The following is a 20,583-nucleotide window of genomic DNA, read 5'->3' as shown; positions in this document are numbered from 1 at the left end:
TACGGGCTCGGACGGGAGCTTCCCATGGTTGCAACAACCTCCGCAGGACGCATCACGCAGGTCATTGGCGCTATCGTCGACGTGCAGTTTGACGGCCACCTGCCCGAAATTCTGAACGCGCTCGAGACCAGCAACCAGGGCAACCGCCTGGTTCTCGAAGTCGCCGCGCAGCTTGGTGAGAACACCGTGCGCTGCATCGCCATGGACACCTCCGAGGGTCTGGTGCGCGGTCAGGCCGTGACCGACACCGGCCGGCCGATCGAGGTTCCGGTTGGCGCCGGCACGCTCGGTCGCATCATGAACGTCATCGGCGAGCCGGTGGACGAAGCCGGTCCGGTGGACGCTGAAGGTCGCCGCGCCATTCACCAGCCGGCCCCGAGCTATTCCGAACAGTCGACCGAGGCGCAGATCCTCGTCACCGGCATCAAGGTCGTGGACCTGCTCGCTCCTTACGCCCGTGGCGGCAAGATCGGCCTGTTCGGCGGCGCCGGCGTGGGCAAGACCGTGCTCATCCAGGAGCTGATCAACAACATCGCCAAGGCGCACGGCGGTTACTCCGTGTTCGCCGGCGTTGGCGAGCGCACCCGCGAAGGCAACGACCTGTATCACGAGATGATCGAGTCGGGCGTGAACGTGGATCCGCACGCCAACAATGGCTCGACCGCCGGCTCCAAGTGCGCCCTCGTGTTCGGCCAGATGAACGAGCCTCCGGGCGCCCGCGCCCGCGTCGCCCTTACCGGTCTGACCGTGGCCGAGCACTTCCGCGACCAGGGCCAGGACGTGCTGTTCTTCGTGGACAACATCTTCCGCTTCACCCAGGCGGGTTCGGAAATGTCGGCGCTTCTTGGCCGTATTCCTTCGGCCGTGGGCTATCAGCCGACCCTTGCGACCGACATGGGCGCCCTGCAGGAGCGCATCACCACCACCAACAAGGGTTCGATCACCTCGGTGCAGGCCATTTACGTGCCGGCCGACGACCTGACCGACCCGGCGCCGGCCACCTCGTTCGCTCACCTTGACGCCACCACGGTGCTCAACCGCGCGATTTCCGAGAAGGGCATTTATCCGGCGGTGGACCCGCTCGACTCGACTTCTCGCATGCTGTCGCCGCTGATCGTTGGCGAAGAGCACTACAACGTCGCCCGTCAGGTCCAGGAAGTGCTGCAGCGCTACAAGTCGCTGCAGGACATCATCGCCATTCTCGGCATGGACGAGCTGTCGGAAGAGGACAAGCTGGTCGTGGCCCGCGCCCGCAAGATCGAGCGCTTCCTGAGCCAGCCGTTCTTCGTCGCCGAGGTGTTCACCGGTTCGCCCGGCCAGCTGGTTTCGCTGGAAGACACCATCAAGGGCTTCAAGGGTCTGGTCGAAGGCAAGTACGACCATCTGCCAGAAGCGGCCTTCTACATGGTCGGTTCGATCGATCAGGCGATCGAGAAGGCCCAGAAGCTCGCCGCTGAGGCCTGATGAAGGCTCGCGGACCCGGCGACGGGTCCGCGCACCGTCCGCTCCCGTTTCTTCAGTTGCGGAGCGCGACGAGGTCCAGACCCGCGACGTGATCCGGCGATGGCGCCGGACGCCCTATTGGAGCAGCGCCCCATGGCGGAAAACTTCCACTTCGAGCTGGTCGCCCCGGAGCGCCTGCTGTTCTCCGGCGACGTGGAGGCAGTCATCGTTCCGTCCGTGGACGGCGACCTGACTGTTCTGGCGCACCACGCGCCGCTGATGGCCGTGCTGAAGCCGGGCCTGATCACGGTTGAATCGGCTGGCAAGGCCCAGGCAATTTTCGTGCGCGGCGGCTTCGCCGACATCCGTCCGGATGGATTGACCATTCTCGCGGAACAGGCTGTGCCGGTCGAGGAACTGACCGACGACCTGATCGACGTGGTCATCACCGACGCCGAAAGGGCCGTCGACGCCGCCACGGACGATGACCAGCGCCGGGTGGCCCTGGAGCGGCTCGGGCAGCTGAAGGAAGTCCGCGGTTTACTGCAGAGCTGAAAAGCTGAAGCGGGCCTGCCCTGATTTGCCGCAGGGCCGTCCGCGCGATTTTCCCCGCTTTCCGGTATAAACAGCATCCCGGCCTTGTCAGGTCGGGATGTTTTGTTTTGGCTGCGCGCCGGAACGCGGGCTCGGGCTGGCGGATGCGCTGGCGGCCGGGGGGCGCCTGTCCTGCATGGAGTTGCGCTCCAGTTTGTCTGGCGCGTGCGCGGCTCCGCAGCCAGAGGTCAATGCGCAGGTTTGAAACGCCTTGGGACGTTCAGCATGATGGCATTCGCCAATCCAGCGGTGTTCATGAAATGGTCCGGGCGCCTGCTGCCGTGGCTGACGGCCGGGGCGGCGCTGGCGCTGGCGGGCGCGTTGTGGCTGGCCTGGCGGGCGCCGGCTGACTATCAGCAGGGCGATTCGGTGCGGATCATGTTCGTGCATGTGCCTGCGGCGTGGCTGGCGCTGTTCATGTACACGATCATGACCATTTCTGCGCTTGGCACGCTGGTGTGGCGGCATCCGCTGGCGGACGTGTCCCAGCGCGCCGCGGCGCCTGTCGGCATGGTGTTCACCTTGCTGTGCCTGATCACCGGTTCGATCTGGGGCAAACCCATGTGGGGCGCCTGGTGGGTGTGGGACGCCCGGCTGACCTCGGTGCTCGTGCTGTTCCTGATGTATTGCGGGGTGCTGGCCCTGTGGCGGGCAATCGAGGATCCCCTGCGCGCCGCGCGGGCCGTCGCCATCCTGACCATCGTCGGTTTCATCAACGTGCCAATCATCAAGTTCTCGGTGGACTGGTGGAATACGCTGCACCAGCCTGCTTCCGTGCTGCGCCTTGACGGCCCGGCGATGCATCCCGCCATGCTCTGGCCGTTGCTGGCGATGGCTGGCGCCATGAGCCTGGTGGCCATCTGCCTGCATATGGCTGGCATGCGCACCGAAGTGCTGCGCCGCCGGATCAGGGCGCGGCGCATTGTGCTGCTGGACCGCATGTCGCGGGCCGGCGCTGAAACTGTCGGCTTTGCGTCATGACCGGGACTTACGCTGGATATGTGCTCGCCGCCTATGCGGTGGCGTTCGTGCTGATGGCGGGCCTGACCCTCTGGACGGTGCTTGGCGCACGGCAGGCGAAACGGGAACTGGCCCGGACCGAGGCCGAGAGCGCCCTCTTCAGCGCCCGGCGTACTGGGGCTGCGGCGCCGGGGAGGCGCACGCAATCATGAGCGGCGGTGAGGGACGCGCATTCCGGCGATTGCTCCTGGCGGCTCCGCTTGTGGTTTTCGCGCTGCTGGCCGTTTTGCTTGGCTGGCGGCTGTGGCGGGGCGGCGACCCTTCCATCGTGCCGTCTGCGCTCATTGGCAGGAAGGCGCCGGCGCTCGTTCTTCCACCCCTTGAAGGGCTGAAGCGGCCGGACGGAACGCCGACGCCAGGCCTCGTTCCGTCCCTCATGGGAGCCGGGGCTCCAGTGGTGGTGAATTTCTGGGCTTCCTGGTGTGGGCCTTGCCGGATCGAGCATCCGCAGTTGATGCAGCTGGCGCGGGAGGGGCGGGTGCGCCTGCTCGGGGTCAACTACAAGGATGTCCCGGAAAACGCCCGTCGCTTTCTCGGCCAGCTTGGCGATCCATTCGTCGCCGTCGGGGCCGACCGGGACGGCGCGACAGCCGTGAACTGGGGCGTTTATGGCGTTCCCGAAACATTCATCGTTGATGGCGCCGGGATCATCCGCTACCGGCATGTGGGGCCGTTGACGGAAGAGGCGTTACGGGGTGCTTTCGGCGCGGCGCTGGCCAAGGCGGCGCGCTGACAGGCGCGGACGAACGCGGCATGGGGCGCCGCCGGGCTGTTGAGGAGTGCGATGGCCAGACCGATGCCGCCCCAGGGGCGGGAATTGTTGCGCACCGCGGACCTCGGAGCAGAGCGCCAGGTCAGTTACGTGCGCATTGCCACAGCGCTGCTGCTGCTGGTGGCGCTGTGGCTGCTGACGACGCCGGAAGACTACGCCAGCCCCGAACCAGCGGTGATGCTGCGGGTGGCCGAGGCCACCCTCATCGTGCTCTTCCTGTCGGGGGGCATCGCCCTGGCGCTGGTGCAGACCGGGCGCTGGCGGCCATGGATGGCCTATCTCACCGTGACCGTCGATACCGGCGTGGTTCTGATCAATCTCGGCATGACGGCGGCCTCAATCAGGCTCGGCGGTAATTTTCTCCCCGCCTATCCAGCCGCCAGCGGCATCCCCCTGATCCTGGTGATGTCGATCGTGCGCATGCGCCCGGCGGTGCAGGCCTACGCTGGACTGCTGATTATCGTCGGCGCCCTGGCGATCGCGGCTGTCTGGGGGCAAAGGGTGGATGCTGGATCAGCGCCGCTGGTCGGGCCGCTTGCCCCGATGTTCGGCGATAACGCCAATGCCATGCGGCTTCTGATTCTGGTGGGAATGGCGGGGATCACCTGGCTCGCGACCGTACGCGGCCGGGCCATGCTGCTGCGGGCGGTGGATGAAACGCGACGGCGGATGAATCTTGGCCGTTATCTGCCATCGGAACTGTCGCAGATCCTCGCCACGGAAAGCATGGATGACCTCAAGCAGGGCAGCCGCAAGAAGGTGGGCCTGCTGTTCGTCGACATCCGCAACTCCACGTCGATGGAAGAGAGTCTCGACGCCCGTTCGCTAAGCGTGATGATCAACGCATTCCGCGATCACCTGACGCGGATCGCGCAAAAACATGACGCGGTGATCGACAAGTTCATCGGCGATGGCGCTTTTCTGGTTTGCGGTCTGCTCGATTCGCGGCGGGACGATGCCCGCCGCACCATCGCATGCGCCGTCGAAATCGTGCAGACCATGGAACTGTGGTCGCGCGAACGGGAGGCGGAGGGTCAACCGCCGGTGCGCGTGGGGGCGGGGGTGCATTTCGGCGAGGCGTTCGTCGGCGCCATCGGTAACGACGACCGGCTGGAATTCACCGTGCTTGGCGATGCGGTGAACGTGGCCGCGCGGCTGGAGCAGGCCACCAAGACCCGCCTCACGCCCCTGCTGGTTTCCGGCGACGCTTTGGCGGCGGCGGGGGACGATACGCCGCAGCGTCTGGCGGGTTACCGGTTCGTCGGCGCCGAGCAGTTGCGGGGGCGGGCGGCGCCAGTGCGCCTCTATGCGCCGCTCGCCACTGACCGGCTGGCCCAGCGTCCCCGGAGCTGATGCAGATCTCGCCCTGCCCCAGGTGAGAGGCGCGTATGGCCACGGGCGAAGTTCAGCCCCTTGCTTCAGCAAAACCCCGGGAGAACCAGGCCCACCGTCTGCCTTATTCGATCAATGAATTGGGATCGCCCTGGGGCGCCGGCTCCGCGTCTTCCGGCAGGGTATGGCGCATGATCAGCGGCGTCTGCGCCAGGGCGAACACAAGGGTTAGCGGCATGATGCCGAACACCTTGAAATTCACCCATGCGTCCGTGGACCAGTTGCGCCAGACAATTTCATTGAGCGCCGCCAGCACGAAAAAGAACATTGCCCAACGGAAGGTGAGCTTGCGCCAGCCTTCGTCAGTCAGGCGAATCATGCTGTCCAGCACCACATTGAGCAGCGGCCGGCCAAGGGCGAGACCGCCAAGCAGCGCGCCGCCGAACAGACAGTTCACGATGGTCGGCTTGAGCTTGATGAAGTGGTCATCACGCAACACCAGCGTGAGCGTGCCGAAGATCAGCACGACGACAGCCGACACCAGCGGCATGATCGGCAGCTTGCGCACCAGCACATAGTGAATCACCAGCGCAGCAAGGGTTGCGGCCATGAACACCGCCGTCGCGGTGAGAATGCCCAGCTGGCCGGTCTGCGCCAGGTTTTCCGGAACCAGCGCGCCTACCAGCGGCGTGAACAGGTGCGGACGGGCGTTGGCGAAGAAGAACACGCCGAGGGGGCCCAGTTCGAGGGCGAACTTGGCCAGTGGAGAGATCGTCCGGGATTGCGCTGTCACGTACTGTGTCCCCAATCGTCCAGGCGGACGGCGTCGTCGTGTGATCCGGGAGGCGCGGTCGCGCGTCGGCTCCCTATGAAACCGCCGTGGCCGCATCAAGGCGGAGCGGCGGCCGTTACCGGAAAAGGCTCAGAAATCCGAGGCGATGCCGTTGTTTTCCCAGTCCTGATAGCGCACCGGGTCCGGCCCGGCCCGGCCGCCCAGTTCGGTTTTGTCGCCGAGGGCGGCAATCCGCGCCTCCAGGTCAGCGCGGCGCGCTTCCGCTTCCGCCAGCGCCCGCTGCGCCGCTGGCGTCAGCTGGCGCGGCTGGCTCGTGTTCTCCTGCCCGCTGGCGGCGGGCGAAGCTGTGGGATTGTCGTCGGTCATCTGCCGGATTCCCCGATCACAGAGCAAATCCGTTCATATCGAAACGGGATTTTCTCCGTCCTGTTGATTTAACGCGTATTCTTCACGCAACCCGGGTCCGTCCGCCGGAACATGCGCATCACGACAGGTCGCGGCGGCGGCTCCGTCATGGCAGCCCAGAGGCAAAAGCCACGGGATGTCAATGGGTGGACGCCATCCTGCTCTTGCGGCAGGCCATACCGGGCGCCCACATTGGCGTTGTAGCGGCGTTCGTCAGGACTGGGTCGCCGCTGATTTTACGCATTTTCGCGCCGGTTGGCGCCCGAAAATGGGAGAACGCCAGATGAACTTCGCCAGAACCGCATTGCTGCTTGCGGCGCTGACCGCGCTGTTCGGAGTTGTGGGGTACATGCTGGGCGGTGCTGGCGGCATGATGATCGCCCTGGTCGTGGCGGCCGGCATGAACCTGTTTGCCTACTGGAACTCCGACCGGTTGGCCCTGGCCGCCTATAACGCCCGTGAGGTCGACCAGCACAGCGCGCCGGAGCTGGTGCAGATGACGCATGAACTGGCGCGGCGCGCCCAGCTGCCGCCGCCGCGCGTCTATCTCATCGACAGTCCACAGCCGAACGCCTTCGCCACGGGGCGCACCCCGGAGAAGGGAGCGGTGGCGGTGACCACCGGGCTGACGCAGGCGTTGTCGCGTCAGGAACTCGCCGGTGTCATCGCCCATGAGCTGGCGCATATCCGCAATCGGGACACCCTCACAATGACCGTGGCGGCGACCATCGCCGGCGCCATTTCCTCGATCGCCCAGTTCGGCATGCTGTTTGGCGGCAACCGCCAGGACGGTAACAGCCACGGAGCGCTGACCGGTCTCCTCGTCGCCATTGTCGCGCCTCTCGCTGCCATGGTTATTCAGATGGCGGTCAGCCGCTCGCGCGAGTATGAAGCAGACAGGCTGGGCGCGGAAATCTGCGGCGAGCCGGTCTGGCTTGCATCCGCCCTGGCGCGAATCGAGCAGGGCGTGGCGCAGGTGGTCGACGAGCGCGCGGAAGCGCACCCGGCGACGGCGCCGCTATTTATCATCAACCCCCTTTCCGGGCGCGGCATGGACAATCTGTTTTCAACGCATCCCTCGACGCAGAACCGCATCAACGCATTGCAGCAACTGGCCGCGGCCTGGGGCAAGGGCTGGCGGGCCGATCAGGCTGGCGCGCCCTCTTCCGGCGGTTTCACCACGGGCGCCGCGGGCAATCCCTGGTCGCGCAGGAGCGGGCCGTGGGGTTGAAGTCTGGAGACGATCATCGTCAGGGGCGTCCCTCCCGCCACCCTTCGGGCAAGAGCGGCGCGTCTGGCAACCATCGGCAGGCCGGGGCCCCGGGGCGCCAGGGCGGGCGCGGCGGTCAGGGCGGCGGCATGAGTTCGGCCACAGGACCAGGCATGGCGGCGCGCCGCGCCGCTGTCATCGTGTTGCGCGCGGTGCTGGAGCAGCCGGATGAAGCGCCGCAGGTCGACGTCCTGCTGGCTGACGCCACGGCCGACCTTGATGATCGTGACCGGGGCCTGGCCCGCGCCATCGTCACCGCCAGCTTGCGGCGCCTGGGTTCAATCCAGCATCTGCTGGCGCAATTGATGGAACGCGGCTACCCGCGCAAGTGCGGTCCGCTGGAGGCGATTCTGGTCACCGCGGCGGCGCAGATCCTGTTCATGGATACGCCTGATCACGCCGCCGTCGACACCGCCATCAACCTGGCGCGGGCCGACCGGAACGCCGCGCCGTTCGCCGGGCTGGCCAATGCGGTGCTGCGTAATGTCGTAGCCCGCAAGGATGAGGTCGCTGGCTACGATCCGCTCGATATCGACACGCCGCGCTGGCTCGCCGCCCGCTGGCGCGCCGCCTGGGGCGAACCGCAGGCCAGAGCCATCGCCGCGGCGCTCCGCCAGGAGCCTGGGGTGGACGTTAGCGTGCGCGGGCCGGCCGGGCCGTGGACGGAGAAACTCGACGGCGTGGCCCTGCCGCTGGCGCCGGCGGCGGCGGCGACGCAGACCATTCGCCTGCGCACGACGCGGGGCATCGAGGCGCTGCCCGGCTACGCGGAAGGCGCCTGGTGGGTACAGGACGCGGCGGCGGCGCTGCCGGCGCGGCTGCTGGGCGTGCAGCCAGGCGAGCAGGTGGCCGATCTGTGCGCCGCCCCCGGCGGCAAGACGGCGCAGTTGCTGGCGGCGGGCGGCAAGGTCGCGGCCTTCGACCGTTCACCCGCCCGCATGGACCGGCTGGCCGCGAACATGCGCCGGCTTGGCTTCGCGCCGGAGCGCCATGTGGTCAACCTGGCGACCGTCGCTCCGGAGAAGATCCGGGGTGGGCCTTACGACGCGGTGTTGCTTGACGCCCCATGTTCGGCAACGGGCACCATTCGCCGCCACCCGGACGTGGCGTGGACCAAACGCCCGGGCGACATCGCCTCGCTCGCCGATTTGCAGGCGCGGCTGCTTGATTGCGCCGCCGCATTGCTGAAGCCTGGCGGCCGTCTGGTCTATTCGACCTGTTCGCTTGAGCCGGAAGAGGGCGAACAGCAGATCGCCCGGTTCCTGGAGCGGCATCCGCAGATGCAGCGCCTTCCCGTCATCGCGGCGGAATTGCCAGGACTGCGGGAAGCCATCAATGCGGCCGGCGAAGTGCGAACCTTTCCCTCCATGCTGCCAGACGCCGAGGCCCGCATGGCCGGCCTCGACGGGTTTTTCGCCGCCCGGTTGCAGCGCAAAAACTGAAAGCGCGTGGATTCATTGCGGCGGCATGCTTCCCGTCGCCAGACGTCGCGGTATAGTCTCCAGGCGTGCGGCGGGGTCGATTCACGGGGCGCTTTCATCGGGATGCAGGCATTGGCGTTGCGTCCTGGAAGCGTTCCTCGCCTTGCTCTGCGGTTTTGACGTGTTTCTGGCGCGCGGCGATGGCTGCTTCGCCGGAAAACGCGCCTGCCGGTGAAGCGGGCCCGCGCCGCGTGCTTGTGCGTGAAAACGGCGGACGGGCGTGTTTCCGCAGTGCGGCCCGGGGCGACACCGCCCTGGCGTGTTCTTGATCCGGAGGTGGCGCGCCACATCCTGGAAACATGCTCCGGAGGGATGTTCTGGGTGGCGGCGACAGGCGACAGATTGCGGCTTCATGCGCTGGTCGTGCGGGAGACAGCGCGCAGCGTCCTGTCGCTGGCCGGCTCGCTCGCGCTCCGCGTCCTTCCGGCGCCGGCGCGGGCGCCCGAGCGGCTGCTGGTCGCGCCGCAGGATTTGCGCACGGCTGATCCCACGCTCGCGGCGGATTATTACGCTGGCCGTTTCGCTTTCGCCGGCCGCATGGTGGAAACGCGCGGGAATTCGCCGTTTGGCGTGCCGCCGCCCAGCCAGGCATGGGATGAGGCGTTGTGCGGGTTCGGCTGGTTGCGCCATTTGCGCGCCGCCAATACCGATATTGCCCGCGCCCACGCCCGCAGCCTCGTTGATGACTTTTTGCGTCACGATGGCGACCGGCGCGGCGGCGGCGCCCTGCCGCGCGTCGTCGCCAGGCGGCTGATCTCGTTCCTCTCCCAGGCGCCGCTGCTGCTGGAGGGGGCGGACCGGGCGTTTTACCTGCGTTTCATGCGCACGATCGGTCGTTCGATGGCCCAGCTGCGCGTCGCCGCCGGCCCGGACGTGGCGGCGGACGATCGGCTGTTGATCGCCATCGCCCAGAGCTTCGCCAGCCTGTGCGTCGCCGCCCCGTCGCGCTCGCAGACCCGCACCGACGCCACGCTGGGAACGCTGCTCGGCGAGCACATTCTGCAGGACGGCGGCCATGTCAGCCGCAATCCGCGCCGGCTGATCGAATTGCTGGCCGACCTGTTGCCGCTACGGCAGGTCTACGCCACGCGCGGCATGGAGCCGCCGCTGGCGCTCATCACCGCGATTGACCGCATGATGCCGATGTTGCGCCTGTTCCGGCACGAGGACGGCGCCATCGCCCTGTTCAACGGCATGGGCGAATCGGCGCCGGACCTGCTGGCGACGGTGCTGGCCTATGACGACGCCCATGCCCGGCCCATGACCCACGCGCCGTGGAGCGGTTATGAACGTATGACGGCGGGGCGCACGCTGGTGATCGCCGACGTTGGCGCGCCGCCGCCACGGGCGTTCTCGACCGAGGCGCACGCGGGTTGCCTGTCGTTCGAGATGTCCGTCGCCGGCGCGATGCTGGTGGTCAACTGCGGCGCCTCGCCGGTGGATTCGGCAGCGGCGCGGCTGGCGGCCCGCTCGACGGCGGCCCACTCCACGGTGACGGTCGAGGAAACCTCATCGTGCCATTTCGCCGGCGCGCCGCGCGGCGACCGGCTGGCGGCCTGGCTGGAGCGGCTGCTCGGTCCGGTTATTCTCGCGGGACCGGCGAATGTGCTGGCCGAGCGCAGCAGCGACGCCGGCGCCCACGCGCTCATCGCGTCACATGACGGTTACTTTCCCCGCCATGGGGTGACGCACGAGCGCCAGTGGCGCCTGTCGGCCCAGGGCGACGAGCTCGCCGGCATGGACCGGCTGGTCAAGTCGGCGCCGGGCCGGGTTTCGGCCGTCATCCGTTTCCATCTGCACCCGGCGGTGGACGTCGCGCCGGAAGAGGACGGCATGGCCGTGTCATTACGTCTGCCGGATGGGCAGTTCTGGCGTTTCGAGGCGCCGGGTCATGTGGCGCACATTGAGGAAAGCGTCTGGTTCGCCGCGCCCGGCGGCGCCCGCGCGTCCCGGCAGCTGGTCATTGACATGACGGCGCCGGAGCGCACGGCCTCCACCGAAATCGCCTGGCGGTTCGTACGCGAGGGCCGGGAGGACGGTGGTTCCGGCCAGGCCTTGCAGCCTGCGCCCTGATCGATGAATCCGCGCCCTGGTTCGCGCGTCGTCGCGGCTCTCGCGCATGCCTGCCTTGCGGGCATGTGACGCGACGGCGATTGGATCACCGGCCCATCCGTGCTATCGCGCCGCTTTCACGACGTTTTTTGGCGCCGGGCGCCGCGCGGCCGGATGACATCGGACAATACACGGATCTTACATGTCGAACGAACTGCGGCGCGTGACCCGCGCACTTCTCTCCGTGTCGGACAAGACCGGCCTGATTGACTTCGCCAGGTCCCTGGCGGATCGCGGCGTGACGCTGATTTCGACCGGCGGCACACGTAAGGCGCTGGCCCAGGCGGGGCTGCCGGTTCTCGACGTTTCCGAAGTCACCGGCTTTCCCGAGATGATGGACGGTCGCGTCAAGACCCTGCACCCGGCGGTGCATGGCGGCCTGCTCGCCATCCGCGACAACCCGGAACATCAGGCGGCGATGCTGGCCAATGGCATCGGCCCGATCGATCTGCTGGTGGTCAACCTTTACCCGTTCGAGGCGACCGTCGCCTCCGGCGCTGGCTATGACGACTGCATCGAGAATATCGACATCGGTGGCCCGGCGATGATCCGCGCCGCCGCCAAGAACCATGGCGATGTCGCCGTGGTAGTCGAAGGCGCCGATTACCAGGCGGTGCTGGACGATCTGGACGCCAACGCCGGCTCCACCTCGCTGGAGCTGCGCCGGCGTCTGGCCCAGAAGGCCTACGCCCGCACCGCCAGCTATGACGCGGCGATCTCCAACTGGTTCGCGGCCCAGCTCGGCGAAGCCAACCCGGCGTTCCGCGCCATTGGCGGCGAGCTGGCGGAAGCCATGCGCTACGGCGAGAACCCGCACCAGAGCGCCGCGTTCTATCGCGGCCCCGACGCCCGCGCCGGCGTCGCCACCGCTCGCCAGCTCCAGGGCAAGCAGCTCTCTTACAACAATATCAACGACACCGACGCCGCCTTCGAATGCGTGGCGGAGTTTGACCCGGCCCGCACGGCCGCCGTCGCCATCATCAAGCACGCCAACCCCTGCGGCGTGGCCGAGGGCGCGAGCCTCGTCGAGGCCTATGAGCGCGCCTTGCGCTGCGACCCTGTGTCGGCCTTCGGCGGCATTGTCGCGCTCAACCAGACGCTCGACGCCGCCGCAGCGCGCAAGATCGTCGAGATCTTCACCGAGGTGATCATCGCGCCGGACGCCAGCGAGGAGGCCATCGCCCTCGTCGCCGCGAAGAAGAACCTGCGCCTGCTGCTCACCGGCGGCCTGCCGGATCCGCGCGCCGCCGGTCTCTCCGTGCGCACGGTTTCGGGCGGCTTCCTGGTGCAGGGCCGTGACAACGCCGTGGTCGACGACATGGATCTGCGCGTGGTGACCAAGCGTCAGCCGTCCGCGCGCGAACTGTCCGACATGCGCTTCGCCTTCCGCGTCGCCAAGCACGTCAAGTCCAACGCCATCGTCTATGTCAAGGACGGCGCCACTGTCGGCATCGGCGCTGGCCAGATGAGCCGCGTCGATTCCTCGCGCATCGCCGCATGGAAGGCGGCCGAAGCGGCGAAGGCGGCAGGTCTGCCGGAGAGCCTCGCGGTGGGATCGGTGGTGGCGTCAGACGCCTTCTTCCCGTTCGCCGATGGTCTGCTGGCCGCGGCCGAGGCGGGCGCCACGGCGGTGATCCAGCCCGGCGGCTCCATGCGCGACGATGAGGTCATCAAGGCGGCGGACGAAGCTGGCCTCGCCATGGTCTTTACCGGCCACCGCCACTTCCGGCACTGACGCCTGGCGGGAGAGGGGGCCATGAGTGACCGGCCCGGGTGATCTGCATGGGTGATGCGCGCGCTCCCTCTTTGACCCTGCTGCTTGGCGGCGCCCGCTCCGGCAAGAGCCGGCACGCCGAAACGCTGATCGAACAGCTGGCTCCGCCGTGGCGTTACATCGCCACGGCGGAGCCGTTTGATGATGAGATGCGGGCTCGCATCGCCCACCACATCGACCGGCGCGGCGCGGGCTGGCGCACGCTGGAGGCGCCCATCGACCTGCCAGGCGCGCTGGCCGGACAGCCGGAGGGCGAACCGGTTCTGGTCGATTGCCTCACAGTCTGGCTGACCAATGTCATGCTCTCCGGCGCCGACGTGGCGACGGCGACCCGGGGGCTGATCGCCGTCCTTCAGGCGCCGCGCGGCCCGTGGTTTGTCGTCGCCAATGAGGTTGGCCTCGGCATCGTGCCGGACAATGCGCTGGCGCGCCGGTTTCGCGACGAGGCGGGCCGCCTGAACCAGGCCGTGGCCGCCATCGCCGGCCGGGTGCTGTTTCTGGCCGCCGGCCTGCCGCTGCAACTCAAGGGCTGACGGGCGCGCGAGGCCGGCGTGGCCTGCGGTTCCCGTTCAGACGCCATCGCCATTGCATCCATCGCGGCTTCCGCTCACTGTGCCGGAACCGGCGCCAGCGTGTTTCCAGCGAAGTCAGCGCTGCTTCGCGCGGGAAGGCGCATAAAGGCGCGCGAGCGGAGGAAACCCAATGGCGAAGAAGTCGGACAACAAGGCCAAGAAAGCTGACAGGGCGAAGAGCGTCGCGCCGGACGCCGCGCCCCGCCGGCAACGGGACGATCACGTCATGGCGGTGACGCTGCCGCCGGGGGAGCTTTCCGAACGCTCGCAGGCCTATTTCCGCAAGTGCGAGGAGAAACTCGGCTATGTGCCGAACGTACTCCAGGCCTATGCCTTCGATGACGCCAAGTTGCAGGCGTTTTCCGCCTTCTACAACGATCTGATGCTGGCGCCGTCGGGGCTGTCCAAGCTGGAGCGCGAGATGATCGCGGTGGTGGTGTCGAGCATCAATCGCTGCTTCTACTGCCTGACCGCCCACGGCGCCGCCGTGCGGCAACTGTCCGGCGATCCCGTGCTGGGCGAATTGCTGGTGATGAACTATCGCGCCGCCGATCTCGACGCGCGCCACCGCGCCATGCTGGATTTCGCCGCGAAGCTGACCGAAGAGCCGGAGAAGGTGGTCGAAGCCGACCGGGACGCCCTGCGCGCCGCCGGTTTCAACGATCGCGATATCTGGGACATCGGCGCGGTGGCCTCGTTCTACAACATGAGCAACCGCATGGCCTCCGCCATCGATATGCGGCCGAACCCGGAATATCACGCTTCCTTCCGGTCAGGGGGCGACTGACGCAAGGCCAGGCTGGGCAGCGTCCGGGCTGTTCAGGCCGCGGCGGCGCGTCCCCCGGGCCTGGCGACCTGGCGTGGCCATGTGTTCTCATTACTTCGCGGGTAATGGCGCGGCGCCGTCCGGCGTGCTTCGATCAGGCCATGGCTGAAAGGGAGAAGCGGTGATGGCGGAGACGCAGGGCGACGTTGGCGCCCGGTTGCGGGAATGGCGGTTGCGGCGGCGCATGAGCCAGCTGGATCTGGCCTGCGAGGCCGATATCTCGACGCGGCACCTCAGCTTCGTCGAGACAGGCCGGGCGCAACCGTCGCGCGACATGCTGATGCTGCTGGCCGAGCACCTGTCCATCCCGCTACGTGAACGGAATGTGCTCATGGTGGCCGCCGGCTATGCCCCCGTATTCGCCGAGCGTCCGCTCGATCATCCCGACATGGCCGGCGCCCGCGCCGCCGTTGAACAGGTGCTGGCCGGGCATGACCCCTGGCCGGCGCTGGCCATCGACCGGCACTGGAATCTGGTCACCGCCAACGCGGCGGTGGCGCCGCTGCTGGCCAGCGTCGCGCCGGCACTGCTGGAGCCTCCGGTCAATGTGATGCGCCTGTCGCTGCACCCGGACGGCCTCGCCAGCCGGACGCTGAATTTTCATGAATGGCGGGAGCATCTGCTGGCCCGGCTGCGCCAGCAGATCGACGTTACCGCCGACGCCGGACTGATCGCCCTGCTGGACGAGCTGAAGGGGTATCCGGCGCCGCCCGGCGCCACGCGCCGCAGCGCCGCGACGGGCATCGTCGCGCCGCTGCAACTGGCCATGGACGGCGCCGTGCTGTCGTTCATCAGCACCACCACCGTGTTCGGCACGCCGCTGGACATCACCCTGTCGGAGCTGGCGCTGGAAACGTTCTTCCCGGTAGACGAGGCGACGGCCAATGTGTTGCAGGCGCTTTCCGCCGCCAGACGCAAGGACGCCGCGGGCGGGCGGCCTGGCTGAAGCATCGTCAGACGCGCTGGCCTGCTTCGCGATGACACGCGTCAGGGGAGCGAAATCCGCTTCAGGCGAAGGGCCTGGCTCCGGCGGGCGGGTTACCTATAGCCGGCAATGATTCCGGCCAGGCGCCTGCCTGACCGGAATGCTGTCGTCAGTTGCTCAGTTGCGCGCGGCGCGGGCAAGCAGCCGCGTCAGGCGACCGGCGAAAGCGCCGGCGTCGCTGACCTGGCCGCCGTCGAGGATCGCTGCTTCATCCAGCAGCAGATGCGCCACGTCGTTGCGGAACTCCGGGTCGTCCGCCGGCAGGGCCGCCAGCGCCTCTGTCAGCGCGTGGTGCGGGTTGATCTCCAGCACCGGCTTCGTCACCTGGTCCAGCCGCCCGAAACCGGAAAGCAGCCGCTCCATATGCCGGTCATAGCCGCCGCCAGGGGCCACCAGACAGACGACGCTGTCGGTAAGCCGGCTTGAGGCGCGTACGTCGGTGACGGCGTCGCCAAGCGTCTCCTTCACAGCGCTGATGAAGGCGGTGACCTCGGGGGTGGCGTCGCCGCCTTTCCGGGCGTCCGCATCAATGAGCGGAATGAGGTCCAGATCAGCGCCGCCCTGGGTGACGGAACGGAATGGCTTGCCTTCGAAGCCCGGCGCGCCCATCACCCAGAAGCTGTCGACCGGGTCCGTCAGCAGCAGCACCTCGACGCCCCGCGCCCGGTAGCCTTCCAGATGCGGCGAATTCTCCAGCTTCGCCGCCGCGTCGCCGGTGATGTAATAGATCGCCGTCTGATTCTCGCGCAGGTTCGCCACATAGTCCTTCAGTGACCGCCAGGCGTCGCCGCTGGCGGTGGTCCTGAAGCGGGCAAGACCGAGCAGCCGCTCCTGGCGGGCGAAGTCCTCGTGCACGCCTTCCTTGATGACCGCTCCGAAATTCTCCCACACTTTCGCGTAGGCGTCCGCGTCGGACTCCGCCAGTTTTTCCAGTTCAGTGAGCACGCGGCCAGTGACATTCTGGCTGATGGCGCGCAGCACCGGGCTGTTCTGGATCATCTCGCGGGAGAGATTGAGCGGCAGATCGGCGGAATCGACCACGCCGCGCACGAAGCGCAGATAGCGCGGCAGGATGTCGGCGTCGTCGGTGATGAACACCCGCTTGACGTAGAGCTTGACCCGGCCCTTGCGCTCCGGATCGAGCAGGTCGAACGGCCGCGACGACGGCGTGAACAGCAGGGCGCTGAACTCGTGACGGCCCTCGGCGCGATAATGGATCGTCATTGCCGGTTCGTCGAACATGCCGCCGACGGAACGGTAGAAGTCGGTGTATTCTTCCGGCTTGATGTCGTTGCGGGAACGGGTCCACAGGGCGCTGCCGTCGACGATCTGTTCATCGACGGCCTCATCCGGCCGCGCAGTGCTTTCCGCATCGGCTTCCGCTGCGTCATCCTGTGCGGTTTCGTCCTGCGGAGCGGGACGCGTGAAATGCAGGGTGACCGGCACCGGGACATGGCCGGACTGCTCGCGGATGTGACGGCGAACGTTCGCCGGATCCAGCCATTCGTCAGCGTTCGCCATCAGATGCAATACGACCCGCGCGCCATGGGCCGGGGCGTCCGCCAGGTCGACGGGGCTGACGGTAAACGCGCCCTTGCCATCGGAGGACCAGCGCGCCGCCGTGTCGGTTCCCGCCTTGCGCGAGATGACGTCCACCTGGTCGGCGACCATGAAGGCAGCGTAAAAGCCTACGCCGAACTGGCCGATGAGATGCGCTCCGCCAGCGCCCGTCGCGGCGTCCTCTCCGGCTTCTTCTCCAGCGTCCTGCGCCTTGTCCGGGTTGCCTGCGTCGCCCTGAAGCCCCTCCACGAAGGCGCGGGTGCCGGAGCGGGCGATGGTGCCCAGCGCCTCGGTCATCTCCTCAGCCGTCATGCCAACGCCATTGTCAGCGACGGTCAGGGTGCGGCGCGCCCGGTCGATGGTAATGTCGATACCCATGGCGGAGGCGTCGTCACCCAGCAGTTCGGGGTGGGCGATGGCCTGATAGCGCAGCTTCTCGCAGGCATCGGCGGCGTTGGAGACCAGTTCGCGAAGAAAGACGCTTTTGTCGGAATAAACCGAGTGCACCATCATGTGCAGCAGCCGGGCGACATCCGCGCCGAACGCCTGTTTCTGACTGCTCCTGTCGTCTGTCATCGTCATCTTTCTTCCCTGAAATGTCTGACGCCCATATGGCGGTCCGGGCAGGATCGGCTGCTGGCGCAACGGCGATCGCCTGACCAGTTTCGCCTGATGCCTGCTCCTGACGCAAAGTGGCGTCCACTTTGCCGGAAAAATGCTCCGGCGCGTGGGCGTGCGCGATTTGTCACAGTGGCGGAAATGGCCAGGAAGGCGCGTCTTTTCAAGACGGCGCGGGGCGCCGCGACCGGGGTGATCCCAGGTTGTGCGCCCTGGCGTGGCGCGAACAATAAAAAAGCGGGCCGCGCGGCCCGCCTGTTGTCGTTCACAAGGCGTCCCTACTCAGGGGCATTCCTTGCGCACCCGCTCCATGGCCTGGGTGAAGCCGCGCAGGGAATATTCGTCGGTGAGGCTGTTGCCGCGCTGCGATTGTACTTTCAACGCCAGCTTGCTTCCGCGCGTCATGGCGGCCACGGCCTGGCCTTCCTGGGAGGCGTCGCGCAGCCAGGCGTTCTCGCCGCGCGCCACCACCGGCAGGGTCGCGCCATCAATCAGCGCTTCGCCGTCGGGCTTGGCCGCGAAGCCAAGGCCCCAGGCGATTTCGTTGCGCACGCCCTCGGCCGGGCGCGCCGAGACGAACAGGTAGCCGGGGTCGCGGTTCAGTCCCTTGGGCAGCCGAACCTTGGGATGGGAGAGGGCGTAGCAGACCTTGCCGCGACCATTGCGGGAAACATAGACGCCCCAGTCGCCATAGGTTCCAACGGACTGGCCGCCGGCGGGAGCGGCGGCTTTGGCCGCGGCCCTGCTGCGCCCCTGGGCGTTGGCTTCCGTCGCCAGGCCAGCGACGAGGGTGGTTGAAAGCAGCAAGCCCATGCAGACAAGCGCGCGGCGCGACAAACGGTCCGGACGAATCATTGAATGATCAAATCCCCTGCGGTGGTGAGCCCGAAGGGCCTCATAAATGACGTGAGGCAACGACCGCGCGGCGGGACCGGAACGGTCGCTGATGCGAATGTTACGATCATACCCCGGGATCGTTATCAGGGCGTTAGGAACTTTTGTCCGCAGGGGAAAAATCCTGCAATCCGTGAAAACGGACACGGTGTTTCTTGAGACGCCCGGCGCACATCACCGGAAACGGCGGGTCCATGCGCGCCAGCCGCCGTGCTTTTCCGGCTCGTCGCCTTCAATGGTCGGCGGTCCGGCCTCCGGTTTGCTGTCGGCGAGGGCCTCCTCCGCCAGCTGGCGGTGTTCGGGCTTGATGGCGCTGGCGACCGTGGCGACGGCGAGGGTCAGCACGGCGATATCGTCGGTAAAGCCGATGAGCGGCAGCAAATCGGAGATGGCGTCGAGGGGCATGATGAAATAGCCCAGCGCGCCGAACAGGATCATCCGCACCTTCAGCGGCGTCGCCGGATCGCGGGCGCAATAGAAGGCCGCCGCCAGGTCATGGGCGAACGGCGTATGGCGGGCGATGCGTTTCAGCGCCTGCCAGAAGTTGGTTCTGACGTGCTCTTCACTGGCATGGGCGCCAGCGTCCCCGCCACTGGCGGCCCGGCGGATCGCCTGCATTTCCGCCTCGGTGAAGGGTTCGGTCAGTGAACGGGGCATAAGGCGCGCCTCTCCCGACAGTTGCCAATTGGGAACGGATAGACGGGAATCTGGTCCCGATAACGCCGATTTCAAGATTTTCTGCGTATCTTCCCGGAGATAAGGCCCGACGCCTCCCGGCGATCTAACCCAGCGGGTAAGCGGCTTCGACCACATAAGGTCCGCCGCCCACGGAATCGCGCGATGAATAGAGCACGAAGCGTCGCGCGGTGAAGGTGACGCGGGGGAAAGCGCCGCGCACAGCCAGATAATCGGCGACGTCGAGGGGCGAGGCGTCGCGCAGCCGCGCCAGGGTGATGTGCGGTGAGAACTTGCGGCCTTCCGGGGCGGCGCCGGCCTTGCGAATCTGCCGCTCATGCGCCGCCTGCAATTCCAGCAGCGGCCTGTCGGGCGCGACCCGGGCGACAATGGCGCGGGGGCGTTTGCCGCCGAAAGCATCCAGCCCCTCGATGGTGACCTCCAGCGGGTCGCGATGGATTTCAGCGAGCAGGCCATAGACGTCGCGGGCAAGGGCATGATCGACGTCGCCGATGAAGCGCAGGGTGATGTGGTAGTTTTCTGGGTCGATCCAGCGGGCCCCATGCAGGCCCCCGCGCGCGCCGGTCAGCGCGGCGGCGAGGTCGGTCGGAAGCTCCAGTCCGGTGAACAGTCTTGGCATGGGGCCTCCACGTGGGCGCGACATTCCCGGCAACGGCAAGGCGCGCATGGCTGGACGAAACGGGGGGCTGGCCTGACCGGTTTTCGTCGGGCCCCGGTCAGGGCGCGGCTGGCGCCGCGCGGCGCCGCAACTGTTGTCGCAGTATCGCAGGCAGGCGCCGCGCCTGTCGATCCGGGTGGCCGCATGCGGGCGCAGCCTCCCGGGAGGCGGCTCATCGCGGTTGCAGCGACGCCAGGAATTGCTCCACCGTCGGCAGGATCTTGCTGACCATCTGCTGCACCCCGACCGGATTGGGGTGCATGCCATCGGGTAGCAGCAGGTTGCGGTCGCCGGCGACGCCGTCGAGGAAGAACGGATACAGCATCAGGCCGTGGCGTTTGGCCAGGTCCTGGTAGATGCCCTCGAAATCCTCGCTGTAGCGACCGCCGAGGTTGGGCGCCGCCCGCATGCCGGCGAGCAGCACCGGAATGTTGCGCTGCTTCAGCCGGCTGATGATTTTGTCGAGCGCGGCGCGCGGAATCGCCGGGTCAATGCCGCGCAACATGTCGTTGGCGCCCAGCTCGACGATGACGCCGGACGCATTGTCCGGCACTGACCAGTCCAGCCGCTCCAGCCCGCCGGTGGTGGTGTCGCCGGAAACGCCGGCGTTGACCACCTTCACGGGATGCCCGCGCACCCGCAAGGCCTTTTCGAGCACGGCGGGAAACGCCTTGTCGCCTGGCAGGTTATAGCCCGCGCTGAGGCTGTCGCCGAGCACCACCAGCACCAGCTCCCTTGACTGGGGCTGCTCGGCCGGGGACGGTTGCCCACCCGCCTG

The 20,583-nt window shown here is 67.5% G+C and carries 20 protein-coding genes; 13 read left to right on the top strand and 7 right to left on the bottom strand.

Features of this window, described 5'->3' with window-relative positions:
• Positions 1-24: 24 nt before the first annotated feature.
• From atpD to EV666_RS05145, 6 genes are all read left to right on the top strand, one after another.
• On the top strand, positions 25-1,464 hold the full coding sequence (gene atpD, locus EV666_RS05170) for a F0F1 ATP synthase subunit beta (protein ID WP_132004093.1): 1,440 nt from the start codon (positions 25-27) through the stop codon (positions 1,462-1,464).
• A 132-nt stretch (positions 1,465-1,596) separates the two neighbouring features.
• Positions 1,597-1,998 carry a F0F1 ATP synthase subunit epsilon gene (locus EV666_RS05165; protein ID WP_132004090.1) on the top strand — a complete coding sequence of 134 codons (402 nt, stop codon included), beginning with the start codon at positions 1,597-1,599 and terminating at the stop codon, positions 1,996-1,998.
• Between the two features lie 264 nt (positions 1,999-2,262).
• On the top strand, positions 2,263-3,018 hold the full coding sequence (locus EV666_RS05160) for a heme ABC transporter permease (protein ID WP_132004087.1): 756 nt from the start codon (positions 2,263-2,265) through the stop codon (positions 3,016-3,018).
• Complete coding sequence (gene ccmD / locus EV666_RS05155) at positions 3,015-3,209, top strand: heme exporter protein CcmD (RefSeq protein ID WP_132004084.1); 195 nt, start codon at positions 3,015-3,017, stop codon at positions 3,207-3,209. Before EV666_RS05160 ends, ccmD begins: the two co-directional genes overlap by 4 nt.
• A complete protein-coding gene (locus EV666_RS05150; RefSeq protein WP_132004081.1) occupies positions 3,206-3,790 on the top strand; it encodes a DsbE family thiol:disulfide interchange protein in 585 nt (194 codons plus the stop codon). Before ccmD ends, EV666_RS05150 begins: the two co-directional genes overlap by 4 nt.
• Positions 3,791-3,841: 51 nt before the next feature.
• Positions 3,842-5,182, top strand: coding sequence for an adenylate/guanylate cyclase domain-containing protein (locus EV666_RS05145; protein ID WP_132004078.1), 1,341 nt, complete (start codon positions 3,842-3,844; stop codon positions 5,180-5,182).
• A gap of 103 nt (positions 5,183-5,285) precedes the next feature.
• On the opposite strand, the gene EV666_RS05140 is transcribed toward EV666_RS05145, so the two are convergent.
• Together EV666_RS05140 and EV666_RS05135 are read right to left on the bottom strand one after the other, a co-directional pair.
• Positions 5,286-5,954 carry a septation protein A gene (locus EV666_RS05140; protein WP_245514221.1) on the bottom strand — a complete coding sequence of 223 codons (669 nt, stop codon included), beginning with the start codon at positions 5,952-5,954 and terminating at the stop codon, positions 5,286-5,288.
• Between the two features lie 129 nt (positions 5,955-6,083).
• Positions 6,084-6,320: a DUF1674 domain-containing protein gene (locus tag EV666_RS05135; protein ID WP_132004072.1), complete on the bottom strand. Its 237-nt coding sequence runs from the start codon at positions 6,318-6,320 to the stop codon at positions 6,084-6,086.
• A gap of 322 nt (positions 6,321-6,642) precedes the next feature.
• Between EV666_RS05135 and htpX the strand changes: the two genes are divergently transcribed.
• The 7 genes from htpX to EV666_RS05100 all read left to right on the top strand — a co-directional run bounded on the left by htpX (position 6,643) and on the right by EV666_RS05100 (position 15,340).
• Positions 6,643-7,590: a zinc metalloprotease HtpX gene (gene htpX, locus EV666_RS05130; RefSeq protein ID WP_132004069.1), complete on the top strand. Its 948-nt coding sequence runs from the start codon at positions 6,643-6,645 to the stop codon at positions 7,588-7,590.
• 128 nt (positions 7,591-7,718) lie between these two features.
• The gene (locus EV666_RS05125) at positions 7,719-9,071 is read left to right on the top strand and encodes an RsmB/NOP family class I SAM-dependent RNA methyltransferase (RefSeq protein ID WP_132004066.1); all 1,353 of its coding nucleotides are present in this window, start codon (positions 7,719-7,721) and stop codon (positions 9,069-9,071) included.
• A 360-nt stretch (positions 9,072-9,431) separates the two neighbouring features.
• Positions 9,432-11,183 carry a heparinase II/III family protein gene (locus tag EV666_RS05120; protein ID WP_245514220.1) on the top strand — a complete coding sequence of 584 codons (1,752 nt, stop codon included), beginning with the start codon at positions 9,432-9,434 and terminating at the stop codon, positions 11,181-11,183.
• A 181-nt stretch (positions 11,184-11,364) separates the two neighbouring features.
• Positions 11,365-12,957, top strand: a complete 1,593-nt coding sequence (gene purH / locus EV666_RS05115; RefSeq protein WP_132004063.1) for a bifunctional phosphoribosylaminoimidazolecarboxamide formyltransferase/IMP cyclohydrolase — start codon at positions 11,365-11,367, stop codon at positions 12,955-12,957.
• A 47-nt stretch (positions 12,958-13,004) separates the two neighbouring features.
• Entirely contained in the window at positions 13,005-13,529 is a 525-nt protein-coding gene (gene cobU, locus EV666_RS05110) for a bifunctional adenosylcobinamide kinase/adenosylcobinamide-phosphate guanylyltransferase (protein WP_132004060.1), read from the top strand.
• Positions 13,530-13,794: 265 nt separating this feature from the next.
• On the top strand, positions 13,795-14,355 hold the full coding sequence (locus EV666_RS05105) for a peroxidase-related enzyme (RefSeq protein WP_245514248.1): 561 nt from the start codon (positions 13,795-13,797) through the stop codon (positions 14,353-14,355).
• Positions 14,356-14,518: 163 nt separating this feature from the next.
• A complete protein-coding gene (locus EV666_RS05100) occupies positions 14,519-15,340 on the top strand; it encodes a helix-turn-helix domain-containing protein (protein ID WP_132004055.1) in 822 nt (273 codons plus the stop codon).
• A 156-nt stretch (positions 15,341-15,496) separates the two neighbouring features.
• On the opposite strand, the gene htpG is transcribed toward EV666_RS05100, so the two are convergent.
• From htpG to EV666_RS18565, 5 genes are all read right to left on the bottom strand, one after another.
• Positions 15,497-17,521: a molecular chaperone HtpG gene (htpG, locus tag EV666_RS05095; RefSeq protein ID WP_132004052.1), complete on the bottom strand. Its 2,025-nt coding sequence runs from the start codon at positions 17,519-17,521 to the stop codon at positions 15,497-15,499.
• A 318-nt stretch (positions 17,522-17,839) separates the two neighbouring features.
• Complete coding sequence (locus tag EV666_RS05090; RefSeq protein ID WP_245514219.1) at positions 17,840-18,370, bottom strand: invasion associated locus B family protein; 531 nt, start codon at positions 18,368-18,370, stop codon at positions 17,840-17,842.
• A 255-nt stretch (positions 18,371-18,625) separates the two neighbouring features.
• On the bottom strand, positions 18,626-19,108 hold the full coding sequence (locus EV666_RS05085; protein WP_132004049.1) for a YkvA family protein: 483 nt from the start codon (positions 19,106-19,108) through the stop codon (positions 18,626-18,628).
• Positions 19,109-19,232: 124 nt separating this feature from the next.
• Positions 19,233-19,766, bottom strand: coding sequence for an RNA 2',3'-cyclic phosphodiesterase (gene thpR / locus EV666_RS05080; protein ID WP_132004046.1), 534 nt, complete (start codon positions 19,764-19,766; stop codon positions 19,233-19,235).
• A gap of 211 nt (positions 19,767-19,977) precedes the next feature.
• The gene (locus tag EV666_RS18565; RefSeq protein ID WP_245514247.1) at positions 19,978-20,535 is read right to left on the bottom strand and encodes an arylesterase; all 558 of its coding nucleotides are present in this window, start codon (positions 20,533-20,535) and stop codon (positions 19,978-19,980) included.
• Positions 20,536-20,583: the final 48 nt, after the last annotated feature.

Source organism: Camelimonas lactis (assembly GCF_004342915.1).
Taxonomy (GTDB): Bacteria; Pseudomonadota; Alphaproteobacteria; order Rhizobiales; family Beijerinckiaceae; genus Camelimonas; species Camelimonas lactis.
This window is presented reverse-complemented; position numbering and strand designations above follow the sequence as displayed.

Coding starts and splice junctions, on each gene's coding strand:
- atpD (WP_132004093.1), top strand. CDS start 25: ATGGTTGCAACAACCTCCGCAGGACGCATCACGCAGGTCATTGGCGCT.
- EV666_RS05165 (WP_132004090.1), top strand. CDS start 1,597: ATGGCGGAAAACTTCCACTTCGAGCTGGTCGCCCCGGAGCGCCTGCTG.
- EV666_RS05160 (WP_132004087.1), top strand. CDS start 2,263: ATGATGGCATTCGCCAATCCAGCGGTGTTCATGAAATGGTCCGGGCGC.
- ccmD (WP_132004084.1), top strand. CDS start 3,015: ATGACCGGGACTTACGCTGGATATGTGCTCGCCGCCTATGCGGTGGCG.
- EV666_RS05150 (WP_132004081.1), top strand. CDS start 3,206: ATGAGCGGCGGTGAGGGACGCGCATTCCGGCGATTGCTCCTGGCGGCT.
- EV666_RS05145 (WP_132004078.1), top strand. CDS start 3,842: ATGGCCAGACCGATGCCGCCCCAGGGGCGGGAATTGTTGCGCACCGCG.
- EV666_RS05135 (WP_132004072.1), bottom strand. CDS start 6,320: ATGACCGACGACAATCCCACAGCTTCGCCCGCCGCCAGCGGGCAGGAG.
- htpX (WP_132004069.1), top strand. CDS start 6,643: ATGAACTTCGCCAGAACCGCATTGCTGCTTGCGGCGCTGACCGCGCTG.
- EV666_RS05125 (WP_132004066.1), top strand. CDS start 7,719: ATGAGTTCGGCCACAGGACCAGGCATGGCGGCGCGCCGCGCCGCTGTC.
- purH (WP_132004063.1), top strand. CDS start 11,365: ATGTCGAACGAACTGCGGCGCGTGACCCGCGCACTTCTCTCCGTGTCG.
- cobU (WP_132004060.1), top strand. CDS start 13,005: ATGGGTGATGCGCGCGCTCCCTCTTTGACCCTGCTGCTTGGCGGCGCC.
- EV666_RS05105 (WP_245514248.1), top strand. CDS start 13,795: ATGGCGGTGACGCTGCCGCCGGGGGAGCTTTCCGAACGCTCGCAGGCC.
- EV666_RS05100 (WP_132004055.1), top strand. CDS start 14,519: ATGGCGGAGACGCAGGGCGACGTTGGCGCCCGGTTGCGGGAATGGCGG.
- htpG (WP_132004052.1), bottom strand. CDS start 17,521: ATGACGATGACAGACGACAGGAGCAGTCAGAAACAGGCGTTCGGCGCG.
- EV666_RS05090 (WP_245514219.1), bottom strand. CDS start 18,370: ATGGGCTTGCTGCTTTCAACCACCCTCGTCGCTGGCCTGGCGACGGAA.
- EV666_RS05085 (WP_132004049.1), bottom strand. CDS start 19,108: ATGCCCCGTTCACTGACCGAACCCTTCACCGAGGCGGAAATGCAGGCG.
- thpR (WP_132004046.1), bottom strand. CDS start 19,766: ATGCCAAGACTGTTCACCGGACTGGAGCTTCCGACCGACCTCGCCGCC.